Genomic DNA, 20690 nt, shown 5'->3' on the forward strand with positions numbered 1-20690 from the left:
GGGCTCAGCCTTCCAGCGGCGGGAGCGCGCCGTGCAAATCGGCCAGCCAGACGTCGGCCACTGCATCGCTCGGCGCGCGCCAGTCGCCGCGCGGGGACAGGGCGCCGCCCGCGCTGACCTTGGGGCCGTTGGGCAAGGCGCTGCGCTTGAACTGGCTGAAGGCGAAGAAGCGCTTCACGAAATTCTCGAGCCATTTGGCAATGGTGGAAAGGTCGTACTGGTTGCGCGCTTCCTTCGGGAAGTCGATCGGCCACAACCCCGCTTCCGCGTCCTTCCAAGCATGCCACGCGAGGAAGGCGACATGGCTCGGGCTCTGCCCCCAGCGGATGACGTGGTGGAGGAAGAAGTCGTTCAGCTCATACGGCCCGATGATCGACTGGGTGGACTGGATGGCGCCGTCCGCACCAGCCGGCACCAGTTCCGGGCTGATCTCCGTATCGAGGATGGCGAGCAATATCTCGTCCACGCCGTCGTCGAACTGGTGCGTCGTGGTCGTCCATCGGATGAGGTACTGGATCAGCGTCTTGGGCACGCCCGCATTCACTGCATAGTGGCTCATCTGGTCGCCCACGCCATAGGTGCACCAGCCGAGCGCCAGCTCGCTCAGGTCGCCCGTCCCTAGCACGAAGCCAGAATGGTGCCCGGCGAGGCGGAACAGATAGTCGGTCCGCAGGCCAGCTTGCACGTTTTCGAAGGTGGTGTCGTATTGCGGCTCGCCGTCGGAAAAGGGGTGGTCGATATCTTCCAACATCTGGCGTGCGGCCGGCTTGATGTCGATTTCCTCGGCCGTGATGTGGAAGGCTTCCATCAGCTTCCACGCATTGGACTTGGTGTGGTCCGAGGTCGCGAAGCCGGGCATGGTGTAACCGCGGATGTCGGTGCGGGGCCGCCCCAGCCGGTCCATCGCCTTCGCCGCGACGAGCAGCGCGTGGGTCGAATCCAGCCCCCCCGAAATGCCGATCACGATGGTCTTGGCCTTGGTGGATTCGATCCGGCGCATAAGCGCATCGACCTGGATGTTGAAGGCCTCGTAGCAATCCTCGTCCAGCTTCTCGCGCCGGTTGGGCACAAAGGGGAAACGGCGGATCGGGCGCACGAGGCCAATGTCCCTGCGCGGCGCCCCGTGTTCGAACCTGGCGCGGCGAAACCAGTCCTCGGGCCGTCCGGCGAAATCTCCGGCGTCGCCCCAGGTCTGCATCCGCATCCGTTCGGCAAGGATGCGGCGGGTGTCGATATCGGTGACGCATAGCTCGGGTGCGTGGTCGAAGCGTTCGCTTTCGACCAGCAGGTCCCCCAGCTCGTAGATCATCCCCTGCCCGTCCCACGCAAGGTCGGTCGTGCTCTCGCCGTAACCGCTCGCCGAATAGGCATAGGCGCAGACCGAGCGCGAGGAACTGGCGCGGGTGAGCATGTGCCGCTCGTCCGACTTGCCGATGGTGATGTTCGAGGCCGAGAGGTTCAGCAGGATCGTCGCCCCGGCCAGCGCGGCAAGCGTACCGGGCGGGTTAGGCGACCAGAAATCCTCGCAGATCTCGATGCCGAAAGTGAAGCCTGCCAGGTCGGTCGCCTCGAACACGATATCCGTGCCGAAGGGTACCGTCTTGCCGCCCACCGTGATCTCCAGCCCGACGCATTCGCGCCCGTGGCTGAACCAGCGTTTTTCGTAGAATTCGCGGTAGTTGGGCAGGTAGCTCTTGGGCACCACGCCGAGGATGCGACCCTTCGCAATGGCGATGGCGCAATTGTAGATGCGCCCGTTGCGCCGCAGCGGCGCGCCGATGACGAAAACCGGCGAAAGCTTCTCGGATGCCTCGACGATGTCCGACAGGTGCCGCTCCACCGCTTCGAGCAGCGCCGTCTGCAAGTGCAGATCGTCGATCGCATAGGACGACAGGCACAGCTCGGGATAAAGCAGCAGGTCGACACCCTGCTCGTGCGCCTTTTCGGCCTGCTCCAGAATGCCTTGCGCATTGTAGGCGACGTCTGCCGTGCGCGTGCGCGGGGTAGCCGTCGCCACCCGTACGAAGCCATGGGTGTGCAAGTCGTAGAAGGGGTGCGTATCGCCCATTGCCATTGGTCGGGTGTCTTTCTCGCCTTCAGAGGCGGGGGTGATCCAGTCGGCGGGTTGGCAGATGCCGAGCTCGGAAAGTTTGCGCTGGGCATCGGCGCGGGCGATCCGGCCCTTACTCTCCCAGCCGAATACGGTCTGCGTCTTGAAGCCGTGCCGCGAGGCGAATTCTTCCGCGGAAAGTGGCGGCTCCTGCGACAGGCGCCAGGCCTTGAGTTTCTGTCCCGCGATATGCATGCCCATGCGATTATCTCTAAAAGATAATCGATGCAAGACTCATGCGGCCTTCAGCAACTCCGCTGCCGCCGGCGCTTCCTGCAGCAGATCGATCAGTGCCCGTTCCTCGCGCGTCAGCCAGCGCGTGGCACGCGGGAGGCGCAGGTTCGCCCGCCACTCTTCCTGCCGTTCTACGAGGTCGATCACGGCGGGGTGGATATAGCTTCGTCGCGTCACCGCAGGCGTATTGCCCAGCTTCTCGGCCACGCAGTCGAGCAGCGCCTTGAGAGGCATCTTCCCCTCGCCATTGCGCAGGCATTCGAGCGCCAGCACGCTGGCGTGCCAGGTGCGGAAATTCTTGGCGGTGAACCGCTCGCCCATGGCCTCTTCGAGATAGTGGTTCACGTCGCTGGAGGTGACGGCATTCACTTCTCCGTCTTCGTCGACATATTTGAAGACGTTCTGGCCCGGCAGGTCCTGCATGGAGCGCACCATGCGCGCCAGCGTCCCGTCGGTCAGCGTGACTTCGCGCATTTTGCCGGACTTGCCCTTGTACCTGAGGCGCAGGGTCTTGCCCGTCACTTCGGCATGGCGGCGGCGCAGGGTAGTGGCTCCGAAGCTCTTGTTGCGCTCCGCATAACCCTCGTTCCCCACGCGCACGGCGCCGAGGTCGAGCAAGCGCACCACGCTGGCAACTGCCCGTTCGCGCGTCAGCTTGCGGCCCTTGAGATCGTCCTCCACCCGCTTGCGCACCAGCGGCAGCAGGTTTCCGAACGCGATGCAGCCATCGAACTTCTCGCTCTCGCGCGCGGTGCGGAATTCCGGATGGTAGCGGTACTGCTTGCGCCCCTTGGCATCGATGCCGGTGGCGAGGATGTGCCCGTTTGCCGCCGGGCAGAACCATGCGTCGGTATAGGCTGGTGGCAAGGCGATCGCATTGAGCCGCTTCTTCTCCGCCGCATCGCCGATGAGCCTGCCCTTCTCGTCGTAATAGGCCCAGCCCTTGCCGGCGCGTTTGCGGGAAATGCCTGGCAGGCTGTCGTCGACATAGATGAGCTTCGTCATGGCGAAGCGAAGAACCGTGGCAGGGCTGTAGCGGTTCCCCATCTTGCGACGAACGGATGAGCCAACTAGCCCATCACGGAAAGGAGAACCTGATGGCCGACCCGACCTATACCCCGCCCGCAGTCTGGGCCAACGACTCAGAAAACGGCGGCCGCTTCGCCAGCATCAACGCCCCGACCTCCGGCGCACGCGAGCAGAAGGACCTGCCGACCGGCGAGCACGACTTCCAGCTCTATTCGCTGGCGACGCCCAACGGGGTGAAGGCCACAATAATGTTCGAAGAATTGCTCGAGGCAGGGCATTCGGGCGCGGAATACGACGCCTTCACGGTCAACATCGGCAATGGCGACCAGTTTGGTTCCGGTTTCGTAGACCTCAACCCCAATTCCAAGATTCCCACCCTGCTTGACCGCAGCGGCGAGAACCCGGTGCGAGTCTTCGAAAGCGGCGCAATCCTGATGCACCTGGCGGAAAAGTTCGGCGCCTTCCTGCCGACCGACGCCTCGCGCGCCGAGGTGCTGAGCTGGCTGTTCTGGCAGGTCGGCAGCGCGCCTTTCATCGGCGGCGGCTTCGGCCATTTCTACGCTTATGCGCCGGAAAAATACGAATACCCGATCAACCGCTATGCCATGGAAACCAAGCGCCTGTTCGATGTCGCGGACAAGCGGCTTGCGGACAGCGAATACCTCGGCGGTGACGAATACACGGTGGCCGACATCGCTACCTTCCCCTGGCTCGCGCCCTTCGTCGAAGGCACGATCTACAACGAGGCGAAGACCTTTCTCTCGATCCACGAGTACGGGAATGTGGCGCGCTGGGCGAAGCAGATAGCGGCTCGCCCCGCCGTCAAGCGCGGGCGGATCGTCAACAAGGCATGGGGCGACGAGGACACCCAGCTTCTCGAACGGCACTCGGCAGCGGATTTCGAGGGCAAGAAGCTCTAACACCCCCTTCACATCGGCGGCGGGCGCGCTATAGGAGCGCCCGCCTGCTGGGGTGTAGCCAAGTGGTAAGGCATCGGTTTTTGGTACCGACATTCGCAGGTTCGATCCCTGCCACCCCAGCCACTTTCTCCCATTTGCGAATTCGGCGCTTCCCGCTAACCCTGACCGCATGAGCGATCAGGACCCGAACCGCATTCCCGTCATCATCGGCGTTGGCCAGATCAACGACCGCACCGAAAATCCCGGCGACGCCCTCGACCCCATCGGGCTGATGGCAGAGGCGTTGCGACGCGCCGATGCCGATGCGGGCGGCGGCTGGCTGGAGACCTGCGATTCGCTGGCCGTGGTCGCACAGCTGGCATGGCCGCAGTTCAACCCGGTCGACGGGGCGCTGGCCGAAAGGCTCGGAATCGACCCGGCCCACCGGATGCAGACTGCCATGCCCAATGGCGACAGCCCGATCCTTCTACTTCACGAAGCCGCCAACCGCATCGCCTGCGGCGACGCGCGCGTCTGTGCCGTGGTCGGCGGCGAAGCCCTGCGCACCGCCGCACGCCTTGCCGCGCTCAAGCCGCGGGAGGACGGCTCCAAGCCCAACGCGCTGCGCGATGCCTCGCACCGGCGGCGCACAGGCTATGCGCAAGGTTTCGGGCTGGTCGTGCCGACCGACGTTTATCCGCTCTACGAGAATGCAGGACGCGCGGCTTACGGCCAGTCGCTCGCCCAAGGGCAGGCGGAAAGCGGCGCAATCTGGGCCGGCATGAGCAAGGTCGCAGCCGGCAACGAAAGCGCCTGGATCCGCCGCAAAGCAGAAGCCGGGGACATCGTCACCCCGTCGGACAACAATCGCCCGATCGCCTTTCCTTATACCAAGCTCCAGGTCGCCAATTCATCGGTGAACCAAGGCGCAGGCTTCCTCGTCACCAGCCTCGGCGAAGCGCGCGCACGCGGTCTTTCCGATAGTCAGGTGGTCTTCGTGGGATATGGCGCAGCGGCGCACGAAAGCGGCAATTTCCTTGCCCGCGACCGCTACGATGCCTCGCCCAGCCTTGCCACCTCGATCGAGCGGACGATGCAGCTGAACGATGTCGAGGCAGGCGACCTTGCCCATGTCGAACTCTATTCCTGCTTCCCCTGCGTACCGAAGATGGCGCGCCGCGTGCTCGGCTGGCCGCTGGACAAGGCGTCCAGCGTCTTCGGCGGCCTCACCTTCGGCGGCGGGCCGATCGGCAATTACATGAGCCATGCGGTCGCCGAGATGGTGCTGCGGCTACGCGGCACGGCTGACAAGGGCCTGCTCTTCGCCAACGGCGGCTATGCGACACACAATCACACGATCCTGCTGTCGGGCCAGCCGACCGGTGCAAGCTTCCCGCAGGACTTCAACTATCAGGCAGAAGCCGATGAGCGGCGCGGCAAAGTGCCCGAACTCGACGAGGAATACGCTGGTCCCGCGACGGTCGAGACCTATACCGTGTTCTACGAGCGCGACGGCAGCGCGCGCGAGGGTGTCGTCGTCGCACGCACGCCGGAGGGCAAGCGCACTCTCGCCGCCATCTCCGGCGATGACGCAGAGATGATTGCCTTCTTCACCGACGGCACCAGCGAGCCGGTAGGAACTGCCGGCACCATCCTGACCGGCGAGGACGGACGCGCAATCTGGCTACGCTCCTCGCAATAGGTTGCAATCGCGCACCGATTTGCGCAGAGGGGTTGCACAGACACATGAGAGAGGGACTGCAGAGATGAGCGATTTCGAAATGATCACGGCGACCCGCGAAGGTCCGGTCCTGACGATCACGCTCAACCGGCCCGAACGCCTCAACGCCTGCCCCCCGCAGATGGCGGACGAGATCTTCACCGCCCTGCGCGATATCGGCGATGCCCGCGCGGTGCTGATGCGCGGCGAAGGCCGTGCCTTCTGCTCGGGTGCGGACCTTGCTGCCAACGCCGAAATGTCGGTCAGCGGCGGCGACCGCGCCTTTGCCTCGCTCAGCAAGCATTACAATCCTATGGTGCAGGCGCTGGCCAGCCTTCCCGTGCCCGTCGTCTCGATGGTCCAGGGCCCGGCAGCCGGCGTCGGCTGCTCTATCGCGCTAGCCGCCGATTTCGTGTTGGCAGGCAAGAGCGGGTATTTCCTCCAAGCTTTCGTGAACATCGGCCTCGTGCCCGATGGCGGATCGAGCTGGATGCTCCCGCGTCTCATCGGCACCGCACAGGCAACGCGCATGATGATGCTGGGCGAGAAGATCCACGGCGAGGAAGCCGAACGCATCGGCCTCATCTACAAGTGCGTGGAAGACGACGCGCTGGAAAGCGAAGCCCGCGCGCTGGTCGAAAAGCTGGCCAACGGTCCGACCGTGGCGCTCGGCCAGATGAAGCGCACGCTGCGCGACGGGCTGCAGGCCGACTTCCCAGCCACGCTTGCGGCAGAGGCCAATGCCCAGCGTATCGCGGGCAGCACGCAGGACGCCGTCGAAGGTGCGATGGCATTCCTCCAGAAGCGCAAGGCCGCATTCAAGGGCGCCTGAGGCAAAAGCCGCTCTGGCCAAGCAATGGCCGGCAGCCCTAGAAGGCGTCCATGACCAGCTTCGACGAAGCGCTCGCGCTGCTTGCGGGCGCTGTTCGCCCCTTACCCTCCGAAAGCGTGCCGCTCGAACAGGCGGCAGGGCGCTTCCTTGCAGCCCCGCATAACGCGCGTTCGGATGCCCCTGCGCGAGCCGTGTCGGCGATGGATGGCTATGCCGTGTCGCTGGCCGATGCGGAACCGGGCCGGTGGATGGCCGTGGCCGGAGAGAGCCGGCCCGGCCAGCCCGATCCCGGCACCCTCGAACCGGGCACTGCCATGCGCATATTCACCGGCGCTCCGCTACCGGCAGGTGCGGATTGCGTGATCATGCAGGAATACGCCGAGCGCGAAGGCGAGCAGGTCCGGTTCCGCAGCGGCTTCGGTCCGGCGCGGCATGTAAGGAGCGCCGGCAGTGATTTTCGTGCAGGGGAACTGCTTCTGGCCGCGGGGACAAGGCTCACACCACGCGCAATGGTGGCGGCGGCGTCTGCCGACCGGGACACGGTAGAGGTCTCAGCCAGGCCCAGGATCGCGATTATCGCGACGGGTGACGAATTGGCCGCCCCCGGCTCTGCGCATTTGAAGGACGGTGCGATCGCCGAATCCGCGAGCTACGGCGTAGCCGCAATGTGCGAGGCCATGGGCTGTGAAGTGGTCCTGCGGTCAAGAGGCGCCGACCGGCTAGAATTGCTGGAAGACGCAGCGGCCAAGGCATTGGAATCAGCCGATTGCGTGGTCGTAACCGGGGGCGCATCGGTAGGCGATCACGACCTCGCCAAGCCCATGTTCGGCAAGGCAGGTCTGGACCTTGTCTTTGCAGGCATCGCCATCAAGCCCGGTAAGCCGGTGTGGTTCGGGAAAGCGAATGGCCGTCTCGTCATGGGCCTGCCGGGCAATCCGACATCCGCCATGGTCACCGCGCGGCTTTTCCTGCGTCCGCTACTGGCAGCGATGCAGGGCGGAAAACCGGTAGCAGAGTTGCGCTTCGTCCCAAATCCGCTGGCCTCACCCCTGCCCGAAACCGGCGACCGCGAGACATTCGTCAGGGCAACGGCCACGTCGGAGGGGTTGGCACCGGTAGGAAACCAGGAAAGCGGGGCGCAGGCACCGCTCGCAGCGGCTGACTGGTTGATCAGGCGTCCTGCCGGATCGCCTGCCTGCGACAAGGGGGCGCTGGTCGAGGCCGTCCCCTTCTGAAATGGGAAGCGCAGCCGCGCCGCGGGAACTCGGTGTTCATCCCGCGGCGCGGCTGCACCTTTATGCCGGTCAGAACCGGTAGCTGACGCCGGCGCTGAGCACCCAGGGGTCGAGCTTGTGCTTGGTCTGGATGGCCAGCGTGTCACCGACGTACCACTGCGCGGTGGTGTCGACGAAATAGCGCTTGGCATCGAAAGTCAGGCCAAGTCCCTTGTCGTTGAGATCGACATCGAAACCGGCCTGCAGTGCAACGCCGAATTCGTCCGACAGGTCGGTGTCGGTCACGCCCAGCGGCAGGGTTGCCGCGCCGGGATCTTCGCCGACCCACAGGAAGTAGGTCGGGCCTGCGCCGACATAGGGACGCACCGCGCCGAGGTCGAAGTGGTACTTCGCGGTGAAGGTTGCCGGGATCACCTTGGCGTTCGACACCAGTTCGGCGCCGGGAAGGCCCGACACGGCATCGACGTCGTGCTGGGTCATGCAGCAGATCGTCTCGACCGAAAAATTGTCGCTGAAATAATATTCGATAGCCAGCGTCGGCACGAAGTTGTCGTTGGCCTTGGTCTGCGTATCGGCAGGCAGGCCGACGATGTCGGTGTCCACACGCGTGATTTCCCCGTCGGGGCTGACCAGCGTGCCCAGAAGCTTGACCTGCAGGTCGCCGGCTTCGGCAGATGCGGTGGCCGGGAAAGCTGCGATTGCCAGGGTGGCGAAGCTCAGCGCGAACTTGTTCTTCATGATTTCCGTCCTGGCGCTGCAGTGGCCGCCCTTTACGGCCGAGGTTGTTACAGCGCTCGCCAGTCCCAATGCCCTTGGCGCAAGTCCCTGACCTTGATTTAGGTCAATGCCGCCAGAGGTTTTGTACGGCATCGCCGCGCAATGATGACCTTCGCCGAGCAATTCGACCGGTTTGCGCAGCTGCACCTGCCGGCACATCTTGGCGATGACGCCATCCTGCGGTTCCGCTCGCTGGCGCGCCCCGTGGACGCGGCGCGCGACGTTGCTCTTGGCCTCGACGAGGGGAGCGACCATCTCGTGTTCGTGTCATCGGGCGCGATAAAGCTGGTCGCCCATGCCTCGGCCGGTCGCAACCAGGTGGTCGCGTTCCATTTCCCCGACGAGTTGGTAGTCGTCCCTGCCCGCGCCGAGCATTCCTATACGCTGAGCACGCTGCGCAAGAGCGACCTCTTGGTGTTCGATTACGCCAGCTTCGCCGACCTTGCCCGCGGCGATCCTGCCGTATTGCGCAGCCTGCTCGACACAGCCCGCCGCTCGCTTTCGCGGTCGCGCGAAAAGTCGCTCACGCTCGGCCGCAAGACCGCCACCGAAAGGCTCGCCAGCTTCCTTGTTGGCATGGCGCACCGCATCGGCGTGGAGCGCGAAGGCCTCACCTTCATCGACCTGCCGATGTCGCGGCGCGACATTGCCGACAGCCTCGGCCTGACCATCGAGACGGTGAGCCGCCAATTCACCATCCTGCGCGACCTGGGGATCGTCCGCACGGTCGGCAAGTCGGGCGTGCAACTGGTCGATCTGCGCGCCCTCGAGGCGCGGGCCGGATACCTGACCGAGGCCGCGTGAAATTTTTGACCAAAATTGCGCTGGATCAAAGTTTGCCCGCCAACGGGTGGCTAGCAGCAGTGCCGGACAACGGAGATTTCAATGCAAGCTGAATCTGCTCTCGGGCGCGTGGCACTATGGTTTGTCATCGCCCTGCTGGCACTGGCGGCGATGCTATCGGCGAAGGACGGCGGTTTCGCCGCGCATGCGCTGATCGTCGCGGTGACGGCCTTCGCCCTCGTCCTGGTCAGCGCCGCAAGGTTCGATCCCACGACATCGCTCAACAGCTTCTTCCGCATTCCGCCGGGGGAAAGCCAGTATGACGACGACCCGGTGCGCTGGGGCGTGCTGGCGACGATGTTCTGGGGCCTGGCAGGCTTCGTGGCAGGGCTCTATATCGCCCTGCAGCTTGCGTTTCCGCAGCTCAATTTCGAGCCCTACCTCAATTTCGGCCGCCTGCGCCCGCTGCATACCAGCGCGGTGATTTTCGCGTTCGGCGGCAATGCGCTGCTCGCAACCAGCTTCTACGTCGTCCAGCGTACCTGCCGCGCCAAGTTGGCCTTCCCCTCGCTCGCGCGCTTCGTGTTCTGGGGCTACCAGATGTTCATCGTGCTGGCGGCCACCGGCTATCTCCTCGGCGTTACGCAGTCCAAGGAATACGCCGAACCCGAATGGTACGTCGACCTGTGGCTGACCATCGTCTGGGTCGCCTATCTTATCGTCTTCGTCGCCACGATCGTGAAGCGCAAGGAACCCCACATCTACGTGGCCAACTGGTTCTTCCTCGCCTTCATCATCACCGTGGCGATGCTGCACGTGGTCAATAACCTCGCCATCCCGGTCAGCCTGACGGGTTCGCGCAGCTACCAGGTCTTCGCCGGGGTGCAGGATGCGCTGACCCAGTGGTGGTACGGCCATAACGCGGTCGGCTTTTTCCTGACCGCCGGCTTCCTGGCGATGATGTACTACTTCGTCCCCAAGCAGGCCGAGCGTCCGGTCTATTCCTACCGCCTGTCGATCATCCACTTCTGGTCGCTGATCTTCCTCTACATCTGGGCGGGTCCGCACCACCTCCACTATACCGCGCTGCCCGACTGGGCGCAGACGCTGGGCATGGTGTTCTCGGTGATGCTGTGGATGCCCAGCTGGGGCGGCATGATCAACGGCCTGATGACGCTGAACGGCGCCTGGGACAAGATCCGCACCGACCCGATCATCCGCATGATGGTCATGGCGCTCGCCTTCTACGGGATGAGCACCTTTGAAGGCCCGATGATGTCGATCAAGGCCGTGAACAGCCTGTCGCACTACACCGACTGGACCATCGGCCACGTCCATTCCGGCGCACTGGGCTGGAACGGCATGATCACCTTCGCCTGCGTCTACTACCTCGCGCCGCGCCTGTGGAAGCGCAAGCGGATGTATTCGCTGCGCATGATCAACTGGCACTTCTGGCTCGCGACGCTGGGGATCGTCTTCTACGCCGCAAGCATGTGGGTGGCAGGCGTCACCCAGGGCCTGATGTGGCGTGAATACGGTGCCGACGGCTACCTCGTGAACAGCTTTGCCGACACCGTCGCAGCGCTCCACCCGATGTACCTCCTGCGTGCCTTCGGCGGCCTGCTCTACCTGTCGGGCTACGTCATCATGATCTGGAACGTGTGGCAGACCCTCGCCGGTCGTGTCCGCGAGGAAGCTCCGATGACCGAAACCCCGCACGACGAGAACGCCGACCGTCCCCTTCCCCCTGCCGCCGTACCGGCCGAGTGAGAACGAGCATGACAGACCAAGTCGTCAAAGAAACCGTCAAGGGCCACAAGCGGCTCGAACGCAACGTCACCCTGATGGCGGTCGCGACCTTCCTCACCGTCACTATCGGCGGCATCGTGGAAATCGCCCCGCTATTCTGGATCGACAACACGATCGAGAAGGTGGACGGGATGCGTCCCTACACACCGCTCGAACTCGCCGGCCGCGACATCTACATCCGCGAAGGCTGCTATACCTGTCACAGCCAGATGATCCGTCCGTTCAAGGACGAGGTCGAACGCTACGGCCACTACAGCCTCGCGGCAGAAAGCATGTACGACCACCCGTTCCAGTGGGGCTCCAAGCGTACCGGGCCGGACCTTGCCCGCGTCGGTGGCCGCTATTCGGACGAATGGCACGTGCAGCATCTCAAGAACCCGCAGGATGTCGTGCCCGAAAGCGTGATGCCGCAGTACGGCTTCCTGGCGGAGGCAGACCTGTCTATTGCCGATCCGGCTGCCAACCTCGCGGCGCTTCGCCTGGTGGGCGTGCCCTATTCGGACGAGCAGATCGAGAAGGCCGAGGCCGACCTCAAGCTCCAGGCTGACCCTGCCGGCAATGCGGCGGACCTCGCTGCCCGCTATCCCAAGTCGCAGGTGCGCGATTACGACGGCAATCCGGCTCGCCTGACCGAGATGGATGCGCTGGTCGCCTACCTGCAGATGCTGGGCACGCTGGTCGATGTCGACAGCGCCGCCGCGCAGGAGGAACTCGCCACCGAGAAGGGGCGCTGAGGATGTACGAAACCCTGCGCCACTTCGCCGACAGCTATGGCCTCGCAGCCATGATGGTCGCCTTCCTCGCGCTCTGCGCCTGGCCGTTCCGCCCCGGAGCACACCAGCACAACCAGAACGCCGCCAATTCGATTTTCAAGGACATGCCCGATGGCGAATGACGACAAGCGCATCGACCAGCCGACCGGGACCGAATTCGTCGGTCACGAATGGGACGGCATCGAGGAACTGAACACGCCGCTGCCGCGCTGGTGGCTGTGGACCTTCTACCTGACGGTCTTCTGGGGCCTCGCCTACACGGTGGCATATCCTGCCTGGCCGATGATATCGGGCGCCACGCAGGGCATGCTGGGCTGGACCAGCCGCGGCCAGCTGGCAGACGAGATGGATCTCGCCGACCAGGCCCGCATGAGCGTGAACGAGCGGATCGCCGCTCTGGACGTGGAAAAGCTGGCAGCCGATCCCGAACTGATGGAACAGGCCATCGCTGGCGGCGCCGCTGCATTCCGCGTGAACTGTTCGCAGTGCCACGGATCGGGCGCAGCGGGCTATCAGGACCTCGGCTATCCCAACCTCAACGACGACGACTGGCTGTGGGGCGGTTCGATGAGCGAGATCGAATACACGATCACGCACGGCATCCGCCAGCCGGGCGAAGAGCGCCGCCAGGGCGTGATGCCCCCGTTCGACGGCGCATTCGATAATGCCCAGATGGCTGCGCTCGTCTCGCACGTCCGGTCGCTCAGCGGCCTGGAACAGCCCAATGCCGCCGGCGCTGCCACCTATGCGGACAATTGTGCCGCCTGCCACGGCACCGCAGGCGAAGGGAACCGCGAACTGGGCGCGCCGCGCCTCGACGACGCCATCTGGCTGCGCGGCAGCAGCGCCGCAGCCATCCGGGCGCAGCTCGTGAACCCGAAGATGGGCGCAATGCCCGCCTTTGGCGAACGGCTCGATCCGGTGACCATCAAGATGCTGGCGGCATTCGTCCATTCGCGCGGGGGAGGCGAGGACTTCGTGGAGGCTCCGGTCGAAGAACCGGTCGCCGAAGCCGATGCCGCAGAATGACGATCCGCGGCAGGTAATCGAAGACGGGGTCGTCAAGACCAACGACCCCGTCTCGAGCGCCGTTGCCAGCCCCGAAGCGGCCACCCGCCGGCACGAGCCGCACCAGCCGCCGCGTCAGGACCTGCCCGAAAAGCTCTACGAAGCGCGCAAGGCGGTTCACAACAAGCGCATCGACGGCCCGTTCCGCCGATTCAAGTGGCTGGTTATGGTCGTCACCCTCGCGATCTACTACGGCACACCGTGGATCCGCTGGGACCGTGGCCCCTACGCGCCCGACCAGGCAGTGCTGGTCGATCTCGCCAACCGCCGCTTCTACATGTTCGGCATCGAGATCTGGCCGCACGAATTCTACTTCGTCGCCGGCCTGCTGATCATGGCGGGCATCGGCCTCTTCCTCGTGACCAGCGCGGTCGGCCGCGCCTGGTGCGGCTATGCCTGCCCCCAGACCGTGTGGACCGACGTGTTCCAGCACGTCGACCGCTTCGTCGACGGCGACCGCAATGCGCGCATGCGCCTCGACGCGGCGCCGTGGACCTGGAGCAAGGTCATGCGCCGCGCCTTCAAATGGTCCATCTACCTCTTCATCGGGTTCTGGACCGGCGGCGCGTGGATTATGTATTTCGCCGATGCACCTACCCTGGTGCATGATTTCTGGCGCGGAGAGGCCGCGCCGGTCGCCTACATCACGGTAGCCGTCCTGACGCTGACCACGGTCACGCTGGGAGGGTTCATGCGCGAACAGGTGTGCATCTACATGTGCCCCTGGCCGCGCATCCAGACCGCGATGATGGACGAAAAATCGCTGCTGGTGACCTACAAGGACTGGCGCGGCGAACCGCGAGGCAGCGTCAAGAAGGCCGCCAAGAATCCCGGCCAGTTCGGGGACTGCATCGATTGTACCCAGTGCGTGCAGGTCTGCCCGACCGGCATCGATATCCGCGAAGGACCGCAGATCGGCTGCATCACCTGCGCCCTGTGTATCGATGCCTGCGACCGGGTGATGAAGGACATCGGTCGCCCGCGCGGCCTGATCGACTACGCCACGCTGGAGGACTGCGAGCGGGAGGCCGCAGGCGGCACCCCGCGCCCGCCGTGGAAGGCGCTGCTGCGCCCGCGCACGCTGGTCTATCTCGGCATCTGGTCGGCGATCGGCTTCGCCCTGCTGTTCGCCCTCGGCACCAGATCACATCTGGACCTTACCATTTCGCCCGACCGCAATCCGCCCTTCATGCTGATGAGCGACGGTTCGATCCGCAATTCCTACACGCTCAAGCTGCGCAACATGACCACCAGCCCTCGCGAGATGACCGTGGCGATGGAGGGGCTGGAAGGCGGCCGCTTCTGGACCGACCGCATCAGCCAGGATGCTGCGGCTCGCAGTCAGGCCTTCACCGTCCCGGCGGACGAGACGCGGACCGTCAGGGCCTATGTCGTCGCGCCTGCAGGCAGCGGCCAGCAGGACTTCACCTTCACGCTGGCGACCGACGACCAGCAACCCGAAACCGCCAGCGGCACGACCCGCTTCAGCGCACCGGAGAGCGAATGATGACCAAGCGTTTCACGGGCTGGCACATGACCGGCATCCTCGTCGGAGGCTTCGGCGTGGTGGTCGCCGTCAATTTCATGATGGCCGGCCTTGCCGTGAACAGCTTCGGCGGAGTTGTCGTGGAGAATTCCTACGTCGCCAGCCAGAAGTTCAACGGCTGGCTGGCAGCAGCTGAAGAGGCCAATGAACTCGGCTGGTCGGCTCGTGTGGCACGAAATGGGGCAGGCCATTTGGAAGTCCAGACCGAGGGTACCCCCGCAGGCACGCTCGCGACGGCCGAACTGCGTCATCCGCTCGGCCGGGCAGAACCGCTGCGCTGGCAGCTCGAGGCAGCAGATGACGGCCGCTTCGTCAGCGCCGCGCCTTTGCCCGAAGGACGCTGGCTGGTCCGCCTGACCCTTGCCGAAGGCGACCAAGAATACCGCATCGAGCGCCCCGTGGGATGAACGCTCTCGCCACTCCCCTGCCCGACGAGGCGCCGGCTCTGGTCGACAGCCGCTTCACCGTGCCGGGGATGCGGTGCGCAGGCTGTATCGCGAAGATCGAGCGCGGCCTTGGCGAAATCGATGGTGTCGACGCGGCGCGCGTGAACTTCTCTGCCAAGCGCGTAGCGGTCCGCCACGATGCGCGGGTGGATGACGAAGCGCTGATCTCGGCGCTCGAACACCTCGGCTTCGAAGCGCAGCCGGTGGCCGCCAATCCGCTGGCGGAAGACGACCGGGAGGCAAAGCGCCTCTTCCGCGCGCTTGCGGTCGCAGGCTTCGGCATGATGAACATCATGCTTCTGTCGGTCAGCGTGTGGTCGGGCGCGGGCGGCGTGACGCGCGAGCTGTTCCACCTTCTTTCCGCCCTTATCGCCCTGCCGGTGGTGGCTTATTCCGGCCGGCCCTTCTTCGCCAGCGCAGCCATGGCGCTGCGGTATCGTCGGACAAACATGGACGTACCCATTTCGATCGGTGTCCTGCTGGCGACGGGCATGTCCTTCTACGAAGTGCTGACCGGCGGCGAGCACGCCTATTTCGACGGCGCTGTCATGCTGCTCTTCTTCCTGCTGGCAGGGCGTTCGCTCGACGCCATGATGCGCAACCGCACGCGGGCAGGCATCGGGGCGCTGCTGTCGCGCATGGGCAAGAGCGCGGCCATCGTCCAGGAGGACGGCAGCACGCAGCGGATCGCGGCGGAGAACCTCTTTCCCGGCATGACCATGATCGTGGCGGCGGGCGAAGCCCTTGCCGCAGACGGCACGGTCGTTTCCGGCAAGGGCGCGCTCGACAATGCCATGCTGACGGGCGAAAGCACGCCCGAAGCCGTCGCCCCCGGCGATACGGTCCATGCTGGCGCGATCGCACTAGAAGGTCCGCTGACGGTCGAGATTACGGCGACGCAGGGCGATACTGCACTGGCGGAAATCGCGCGCCTGATGGACGAGGCGGGCCAATCGCGCAGCCGCTACGTGCGTATCGCGGACCGCGCCTCGCGGCTCTATGCGCCTGCCGTACATACCCTGGCAGTGCTCGCATTCATCGGCTGGATGATCGCCGGCGCCGGCTGGCACCAGTCGCTCGTCATCGCGATTGCGGTGCTCATCATCACCTGCCCCTGCGCGATGGGGCTTGCAGTTCCGGCGGCGCAGGTTGTCGCCTCCGGTGCGCTCATCAAGAAAGGCCTGCTGGTCAAGGACGGGACGGCGCTCGAACGGCTGGCAGAGGTCGATATCGCCCTGTTCGACAAGACCGGCACGCTCACGCTGGGTGAGCCTCGCCCCGATACCTCGCACCTCGACGGGCGCGCCAAATCGGTGGCCCTCGCCCTTGCACAATCCAGCAGCCATCCGCTCAGCCGCGGTCTCTCGGCAAGCCTGCGGACTGAAGGCGTGAAGCCTGCCGCCATTTCCGATATCAGCGAGATAAAGGGCGAAGGGATCGTGGCGACGTGGGACAATTCCTCAGTCGCGCTGCGCCGTAACGAGATCGGCGGACCGGGCATGTCCACCACGCTCCATGTCGGCGGGCTCGCCTATCCCATCCTGTTTTCGGATGGCCTGCGACCAGACGCGAAGGAAGCGATCGACACGCTGGCGCGCATGGGCGTGTGCTCGCAGGTCATTTCCGGCGACCGCCCGGGTGCCGTCGCCAAGGTCGTCGAGGAACTGGACCTCGAAGGCTTTGCCGGGGTCGGTCCGGAAGAAAAGCTCGAGCGGCTCGAAACCCTGCGCAGCGAGGGGCATTTCCCGCTGATGGTCGGCGACGGGCTCAACGACGGCCCTGCCCTTGCTGCCGCCCACGCCTCCATCGCGCCAGGCACGGCCAGCGATATCAGCCAGCAGGCCGCAGATGCGGTCTTCATCGGCGAGCGCCTTGCGCCCGTGGCGACTGCCGTGAGCGTGGCGCGCGATACGATGCGGATCGTCCGCCAGAACTTCACCTTCGCCATCGGCTACAACGTGCTGGCCGTTCCGCTGGCGCTGGCAGGCATGGTCACGCCGCTGATCGCAGCCATCGCCATGTCGCTCAGCTCGCTGGTCGTGGTCGCGAACTCGCTCCGCCTCGCAAGGTCCGCGAAGTGAGCGGGCTTGCGATCCTGATCCCGATTGCGCTCGGCATGGGCGTATTCGGGCTGGCGATGTTCTTCTGGGCCATGCGCGACGGGCAGTTCGAGGATCTCGACGGTGCGGCGCACCGCATTCTGATCGACGATGAAGACGACAGCGAAAGGAGCGCCAAATGAGTTCCTTCGCGTTCCCCCTTGCTGCGCTGCTCCCACTGATAATCGGCCCCCTGCCCGCCGAAGCCACGAGCTTGACGGCAACGCTCTGCGCCAGTGGTGAGACCATCGTCCTTACCCTCCCGATGCGCACCGGCGGAGAAGACGAACCCGGCGCCTGCCTGCAAAAAGGGTGTCACGCCGGTTGCTCTCGAAAACGGCTTGATCGAAGTCAATGAAAGCGGGGGCAAATCCCGCCAATCCGGCCTGCATGTGGCCCTATCACCCCGACCTGCTCGCAACGCCCGTTCCGCGTTACACCAGCTTCCCGACTGCCGCCGAATTCGGCGACATCCCCGGCGATGCTTATCGCAAGGCCTTGGAGAGCGTGTCGGGCGATGTCTCGCTCTACGTCCACATCCCATTCTGCGAGAAAATCTGTTTCTACTGCGGCTGCAACACCGGCAAGGCCGGGCGGCGGCAGCGGCTGGAATCCTATCTCTCGGCACTGCACGCAGAGATTGATCTCGTGTCCTCGCTCCTCCCGCGAGGCACGAAGGTCGGGCGGGTGGCATTCGGGGGCGGCAGCCCCAATGCCATCACGCCTACCGATTTCGTGCGGCTGGTCGACACGCTGACCATCCGCTTCGGCCTCGACGACCCTATCTTCTCGATCGAGCTCGACCCGCGCACGATGACGCGCTCCTGGGCCGAGGTGATCGGCCACGTCGGGATCGAGCGTGCCAGCCTTGGCGTCCAAACCTTCGCCCCTCACTGCCAGGAAGCGATCGGGCGCGTGCAGACAGAGGATTCGATTGTCGAGACTGTCGATCTGCTGAGGAACGCGGGCGTCACCTCGCTCAATTTCGATCTCATGTACGGCCTGCCCGGCCAGACCCGCGACGACCTGCTCGACACGCTCCAGCGCACCCGCGTTCTGGGCGCGGATCGCGTGGCGCTGTTCGGTTATGCCCATGTGCCGCACATCGTCCCGCGCCAGCGCATGATCGACGATACCGACCTGCCCGACCAGGCAGAACGGTTCGCCATGGCCGGACTCGGCTATTCCTACCTGGCGACCCACGGCTATCTGCCAGTCGGTTTCGACCATTTCGCGCGGCCCGGCGGCGATCCCCTCGCCCGCGCAGCGACGGAAGGGCGGGTGCACCGCAATTTCCAGGGCTTTACCGACGATGCCGCGCCGAACCTGATCGGCCTTGGCAGTTCGGCGATCAGTTCCTTCCCGCAGCTCCTCGCCCAGAACGAGAAGAACAGCGGACGTTACCGCATGATCGCCTCGCAAGGATCGCTCACCGCCCAGCGCGGGTTCGAGCGCAGCGCAGAGGACCGCGAGCGCGGCAAGGCGATCGAAGAACTGCTCTGCCAGGGCAGGACCGAATTGCCCGAATATCTCGCTTCCGACATCGCCTGCCGCCTGTCGGCTTTCACCGCACGCGGCCTGGCATCGCTGGACGGGAACGTGCTGACCATGGACTCCGACGGCCTGCCCTATGCGCGGACGATTGCCGCCCTGCTCGATCCGCACCGGCAAGTGTCGAAAACGCGCTTCAGCGCAGCGGTCTGACAAACTGGCGAATACAGTCGGTATGGACGGCCTCGTCCGCCCGGCCTAGCCTGCAGCAGTGGTCGAAGTCCTTCATCCAAGCCGGGTTGCCATCGTCATTGCCGCAGGCGGACAGGGCGAGCGCATGGGCGGAGACAAGCCTGCTCGGAAACTGGCCGGTCGATCAATGCTGGAACGTGCCATCGACGCGGCGCAAACATGGGGTGATACCATCGCGATAGCGGTGAGGGAGCCGGGACAGGCAGCGAATTCGAACCTTCCCGTCCTGCTTGATGGCGCGGAAAACCTCGGCCCGATTTCGGCGCTCGCGAGTGCGTTCCGCTTTGCCATTCGGCAGCACTGTTCTCACGTCCTGCTAGTCGCTTGCGACATGCCTTTCCTGCCCCGCGACCTTTTGCCACGCCTTGCCGCAGCTATCGGCGATAAAGGCGCCGCGCTTCCCGTCGCGGAAGGTCATCTACAGGCGATGGCGGGTCTCTGGCGAGCGGCGCCGGACCAGCTTGCCGCTTTCATCGCACAAGGCGGGCGTTCACTCCGGCGGTTTGCGGAGGCGCAGGAAGCCACCGAAATACAATGGCCTGCGGACGGGAGCGGCAATGCGTTCGAAGATATCGACGACCTTGCACAGTTACGCGACGCCGAAGTGCGGCTGAATATCGCGGGTCAGACGGCCTGCTCTCCGTAATACAAGGTCACGGCGTGCTTTGCCTCGGCGAAGAACAGCCAGCGCTCGGTCGCGACTCCGATCTGGCAGGCGATCAGGCCAAGCACCATGAGCGATAGGGTCCACGGCGCGGAGGGAAAGACCAGTCCGATTGCCATGGCGAGCATGGGGATGACGAAGCCAAACGACACGGTAATGCGCCGAAGCTTGTCCGCATGCTTCCTCGCGATGCGGAAGCCCATCTCCCGCAACAGGTAATTGTCATTGTCATGCGGGCTGCCGGTCATCTCGACCCGTCCCAGATGGCCCAGCCCTGTCGCCGAACCTGCCGTGCTGACGGGCGTGGAGGCGTGGATGCGCCGCCAGTAGGCCAGCTTCACGCCAAGTCCGATCATCAACAGTACCAGCGCAAACAGCCGCGTGATCGCCGCCGCCTGCTCGGCAGCGAAAGCGTCCAGCAGGAATGCGAGGATCACCGCGCCATTCATTGGGCCAAGGACGAGGTAGCCGGCAACAGTCCAGCCGTTGAACCACGCGGGAACGGGTCGCAGCGAGGCGTAGATCATGGCCGTGCAGTAAAGCGTCACGAGCGACACGGCCGCCCCCGCGACACCCAGCACGACGGCGGTCGAGCTCGCGACGAGGTTGAAGCTCCACGAAATCGCGAACAGGCCGAAGGGGACAAAGGCGACCACTGCCGCGAGCCCTTCGCGTGAAAGCCAGCTCGAACGCCACTGCGACAACGCCCGCCATGCGCGCTCCGGACGTCCGAGATGCATCGTCGAGGACAACAGGCCCGATACGATCAGGGCCAAAGCCAGGCCGAACGTCGCGAGGCCGAAAACCGGCTCTTTCGGCAGGACATCGAGCGACGCCAAAAGGGCCAGCAGGATCATCATGCCGTAACCCGCGCCGCTGGCGGTGGTGAAGAAGATCACGGATTTCGCAGGATGCATCGCCCG

Annotated in this window: 19 protein-coding genes and 1 tRNA gene; 16 read left to right on the forward strand and 4 right to left on the reverse strand. The window is 64.9% G+C overall.

Translation table 11 applies throughout. The annotated features are described in order from the left end of the window. Positions 1–4 precede the first annotated feature (4 nt). Both LCL94_RS01570 and LCL94_RS01575 read right to left on the reverse strand, forming a co-directional pair. On the reverse strand, positions 5–2074 hold the full coding sequence (locus LCL94_RS01570) for an NAD(+) synthase (RefSeq protein WP_412070786.1): 2070 nt from the start codon (positions 2072–2074) through the stop codon (positions 5–7). 270 nt (positions 2075–2344) lie between these two features. After that, positions 2345–3349, reverse strand: coding sequence for a DNA topoisomerase IB (locus tag LCL94_RS01575; RefSeq protein WP_224830702.1), 1005 nt, complete (start codon positions 3347–3349; stop codon positions 2345–2347). Between the two features lie 92 nt (positions 3350–3441). Here LCL94_RS01575 and yghU point away from each other — a divergent pair, with 92 nt between their 5' ends. The 5 genes from yghU to LCL94_RS01600 all read left to right on the forward strand — a co-directional run bounded on the left by yghU (position 3442) and on the right by LCL94_RS01600 (position 8059). Then, complete coding sequence (gene yghU / locus LCL94_RS01580) at positions 3442–4293, forward strand: glutathione-dependent disulfide-bond oxidoreductase (protein WP_224832636.1); 852 nt, start codon at positions 3442–3444, stop codon at positions 4291–4293. A gap of 48 nt (positions 4294–4341) precedes the next feature. Further along, positions 4342–4416, forward strand: a tRNA-Gln gene (locus LCL94_RS01585). 46 nt (positions 4417–4462) lie between these two features. Continuing rightward, complete coding sequence (locus tag LCL94_RS01590; RefSeq protein ID WP_224830703.1) at positions 4463–5974, forward strand: acetyl-CoA acetyltransferase; 1512 nt, start codon at positions 4463–4465, stop codon at positions 5972–5974. A gap of 64 nt (positions 5975–6038) precedes the next feature. Next, positions 6039–6824 (forward strand): enoyl-CoA hydratase-related protein, encoded by a 786-nt coding sequence (locus LCL94_RS01595; RefSeq protein ID WP_160607388.1) that lies wholly within the window; start codon positions 6039–6041, stop codon positions 6822–6824. Positions 6825–6874: 50 nt separating this feature from the next. After that, positions 6875–8059, forward strand: coding sequence for a molybdopterin molybdotransferase MoeA (locus tag LCL94_RS01600; RefSeq protein WP_224830704.1), 1185 nt, complete (start codon positions 6875–6877; stop codon positions 8057–8059). 69 nt (positions 8060–8128) lie between these two features. Here the strand turns inward: LCL94_RS01600 and LCL94_RS01605 are convergent, their stop codons facing one another. Continuing rightward, a complete protein-coding gene (locus LCL94_RS01605; RefSeq protein WP_160607390.1) occupies positions 8129–8797 on the reverse strand; it encodes an OmpW/AlkL family protein in 669 nt (222 codons plus the stop codon). A gap of 141 nt (positions 8798–8938) precedes the next feature. Between LCL94_RS01605 and LCL94_RS01610 the strand changes: the two genes are divergently transcribed. The 11 genes from LCL94_RS01610 to LCL94_RS01660 all read left to right on the forward strand — a co-directional run bounded on the left by LCL94_RS01610 (position 8939) and on the right by LCL94_RS01660 (position 19749). Beyond that, the gene (locus LCL94_RS01610) at positions 8939–9640 is read left to right on the forward strand and encodes a helix-turn-helix domain-containing protein (protein ID WP_224830705.1); all 702 of its coding nucleotides are present in this window, start codon (positions 8939–8941) and stop codon (positions 9638–9640) included. 81 nt (positions 9641–9721) lie between these two features. Beyond that, positions 9722–11389 (forward strand): cytochrome-c oxidase, cbb3-type subunit I, encoded by a 1668-nt coding sequence (gene ccoN / locus LCL94_RS01615; RefSeq protein ID WP_224830706.1) that lies wholly within the window; start codon positions 9722–9724, stop codon positions 11387–11389. Positions 11390–11397: 8 nt separating this feature from the next. Then, positions 11398–12162: a cytochrome-c oxidase, cbb3-type subunit II gene (ccoO, locus tag LCL94_RS01620; RefSeq protein ID WP_222553041.1), complete on the forward strand. Its 765-nt coding sequence runs from the start codon at positions 11398–11400 to the stop codon at positions 12160–12162. A gap of 2 nt (positions 12163–12164) precedes the next feature. After that, a complete protein-coding gene (locus LCL94_RS01625) occupies positions 12165–12323 on the forward strand; it encodes a cbb3-type cytochrome oxidase subunit 3 (RefSeq protein ID WP_160607394.1) in 159 nt (52 codons plus the stop codon). Next, complete coding sequence (ccoP, locus tag LCL94_RS01630; protein WP_224830707.1) at positions 12313–13230, forward strand: cytochrome-c oxidase, cbb3-type subunit III; 918 nt, start codon at positions 12313–12315, stop codon at positions 13228–13230. The genes LCL94_RS01625 and ccoP overlap by 11 nt, the downstream gene beginning before the upstream one ends. After that, entirely contained in the window at positions 13217–14776 is a 1560-nt protein-coding gene (ccoG, locus tag LCL94_RS01635; protein ID WP_224830708.1) for a cytochrome c oxidase accessory protein CcoG, read from the forward strand. The genes ccoP and ccoG overlap by 14 nt, the downstream gene beginning before the upstream one ends. Next, positions 14776–15222 carry a FixH family protein gene (locus LCL94_RS01640; protein ID WP_224830709.1) on the forward strand — a complete coding sequence of 149 codons (447 nt, stop codon included), beginning with the start codon at positions 14776–14778 and terminating at the stop codon, positions 15220–15222. The genes ccoG and LCL94_RS01640 overlap by 1 nt, the downstream gene beginning before the upstream one ends. Beyond that, positions 15219–17342 carry a heavy metal translocating P-type ATPase gene (locus LCL94_RS01645; protein WP_224830710.1) on the forward strand — a complete coding sequence of 708 codons (2124 nt, stop codon included), beginning with the start codon at positions 15219–15221 and terminating at the stop codon, positions 17340–17342. The genes LCL94_RS01640 and LCL94_RS01645 overlap by 4 nt, the downstream gene beginning before the upstream one ends. Beyond that, positions 17339–17503: a cbb3-type cytochrome oxidase assembly protein CcoS gene (gene ccoS / locus LCL94_RS01650; protein ID WP_224830711.1), complete on the forward strand. Its 165-nt coding sequence runs from the start codon at positions 17339–17341 to the stop codon at positions 17501–17503. Before LCL94_RS01645 ends, ccoS begins: the two co-directional genes overlap by 4 nt. A gap of 247 nt (positions 17504–17750) precedes the next feature. Next, positions 17751–19064 carry a radical SAM protein gene (locus tag LCL94_RS01655; protein WP_224832637.1) on the forward strand — a complete coding sequence of 438 codons (1314 nt, stop codon included), beginning with the start codon at positions 17751–17753 and terminating at the stop codon, positions 19062–19064. A 58-nt stretch (positions 19065–19122) separates the two neighbouring features. After that, positions 19123–19749 (forward strand): molybdenum cofactor guanylyltransferase, encoded by a 627-nt coding sequence (locus tag LCL94_RS01660; protein WP_224830712.1) that lies wholly within the window; start codon positions 19123–19125, stop codon positions 19747–19749. On the opposite strand, the gene LCL94_RS01665 is transcribed toward LCL94_RS01660, so the two are convergent. Continuing rightward, on the reverse strand, positions 19728–20666 hold the full coding sequence (locus LCL94_RS01665; RefSeq protein ID WP_318245559.1) for a dimethyl sulfoxide reductase anchor subunit family protein: 939 nt from the start codon (positions 20664–20666) through the stop codon (positions 19728–19730). The genes LCL94_RS01660 and LCL94_RS01665 overlap by 22 nt on opposite strands. Positions 20667–20690 lie beyond the last annotated feature (24 nt).

The sequence above is a fragment of the Qipengyuania gaetbuli genome (assembly GCF_020171365.1).
Taxonomy (GTDB): domain Bacteria; phylum Pseudomonadota; class Alphaproteobacteria; order Sphingomonadales; family Sphingomonadaceae; genus Qipengyuania; species Qipengyuania gaetbuli_B.

Excerpts from the sequence above, each read along its gene's own strand:
- LCL94_RS01570 (WP_412070786.1), bottom strand. The coding sequence starts at position 2,074 with ATGGCAATGGGCGATACGCACCCCTTCTACGACTTGCACACCCATGGC.
- LCL94_RS01575 (WP_224830702.1), bottom strand. The coding sequence starts at position 3,349 with ATGACGAAGCTCATCTATGTCGACGACAGCCTGCCAGGCATTTCCCGC.
- yghU (WP_224832636.1), top strand. The coding sequence starts at position 3,442 with ATGGCCGACCCGACCTATACCCCGCCCGCAGTCTGGGCCAACGACTCA.
- LCL94_RS01590 (WP_224830703.1), top strand. The coding sequence starts at position 4,463 with ATGAGCGATCAGGACCCGAACCGCATTCCCGTCATCATCGGCGTTGGC.
- LCL94_RS01595 (WP_160607388.1), top strand. The coding sequence starts at position 6,039 with ATGAGCGATTTCGAAATGATCACGGCGACCCGCGAAGGTCCGGTCCTG.
- LCL94_RS01600 (WP_224830704.1), top strand. The coding sequence starts at position 6,875 with ATGACCAGCTTCGACGAAGCGCTCGCGCTGCTTGCGGGCGCTGTTCGC.
- LCL94_RS01605 (WP_160607390.1), bottom strand. The coding sequence starts at position 8,797 with ATGAAGAACAAGTTCGCGCTGAGCTTCGCCACCCTGGCAATCGCAGCT.
- LCL94_RS01610 (WP_224830705.1), top strand. The coding sequence starts at position 8,939 with ATGATGACCTTCGCCGAGCAATTCGACCGGTTTGCGCAGCTGCACCTG.
- ccoN (WP_224830706.1), top strand. The coding sequence starts at position 9,722 with ATGCAAGCTGAATCTGCTCTCGGGCGCGTGGCACTATGGTTTGTCATC.
- ccoO (WP_222553041.1), top strand. The coding sequence starts at position 11,398 with ATGACAGACCAAGTCGTCAAAGAAACCGTCAAGGGCCACAAGCGGCTC.
- LCL94_RS01625 (WP_160607394.1), top strand. The coding sequence starts at position 12,165 with ATGTACGAAACCCTGCGCCACTTCGCCGACAGCTATGGCCTCGCAGCC.
- ccoP (WP_224830707.1), top strand. The coding sequence starts at position 12,313 with ATGGCGAATGACGACAAGCGCATCGACCAGCCGACCGGGACCGAATTC.
- ccoG (WP_224830708.1), top strand. The coding sequence starts at position 13,217 with ATGCCGCAGAATGACGATCCGCGGCAGGTAATCGAAGACGGGGTCGTC.
- LCL94_RS01640 (WP_224830709.1), top strand. The coding sequence starts at position 14,776 with ATGACCAAGCGTTTCACGGGCTGGCACATGACCGGCATCCTCGTCGGA.
- LCL94_RS01645 (WP_224830710.1), top strand. The coding sequence starts at position 15,219 with ATGAACGCTCTCGCCACTCCCCTGCCCGACGAGGCGCCGGCTCTGGTC.
- LCL94_RS01655 (WP_224832637.1), top strand. The coding sequence starts at position 17,751 with ATGTGGCCCTATCACCCCGACCTGCTCGCAACGCCCGTTCCGCGTTAC.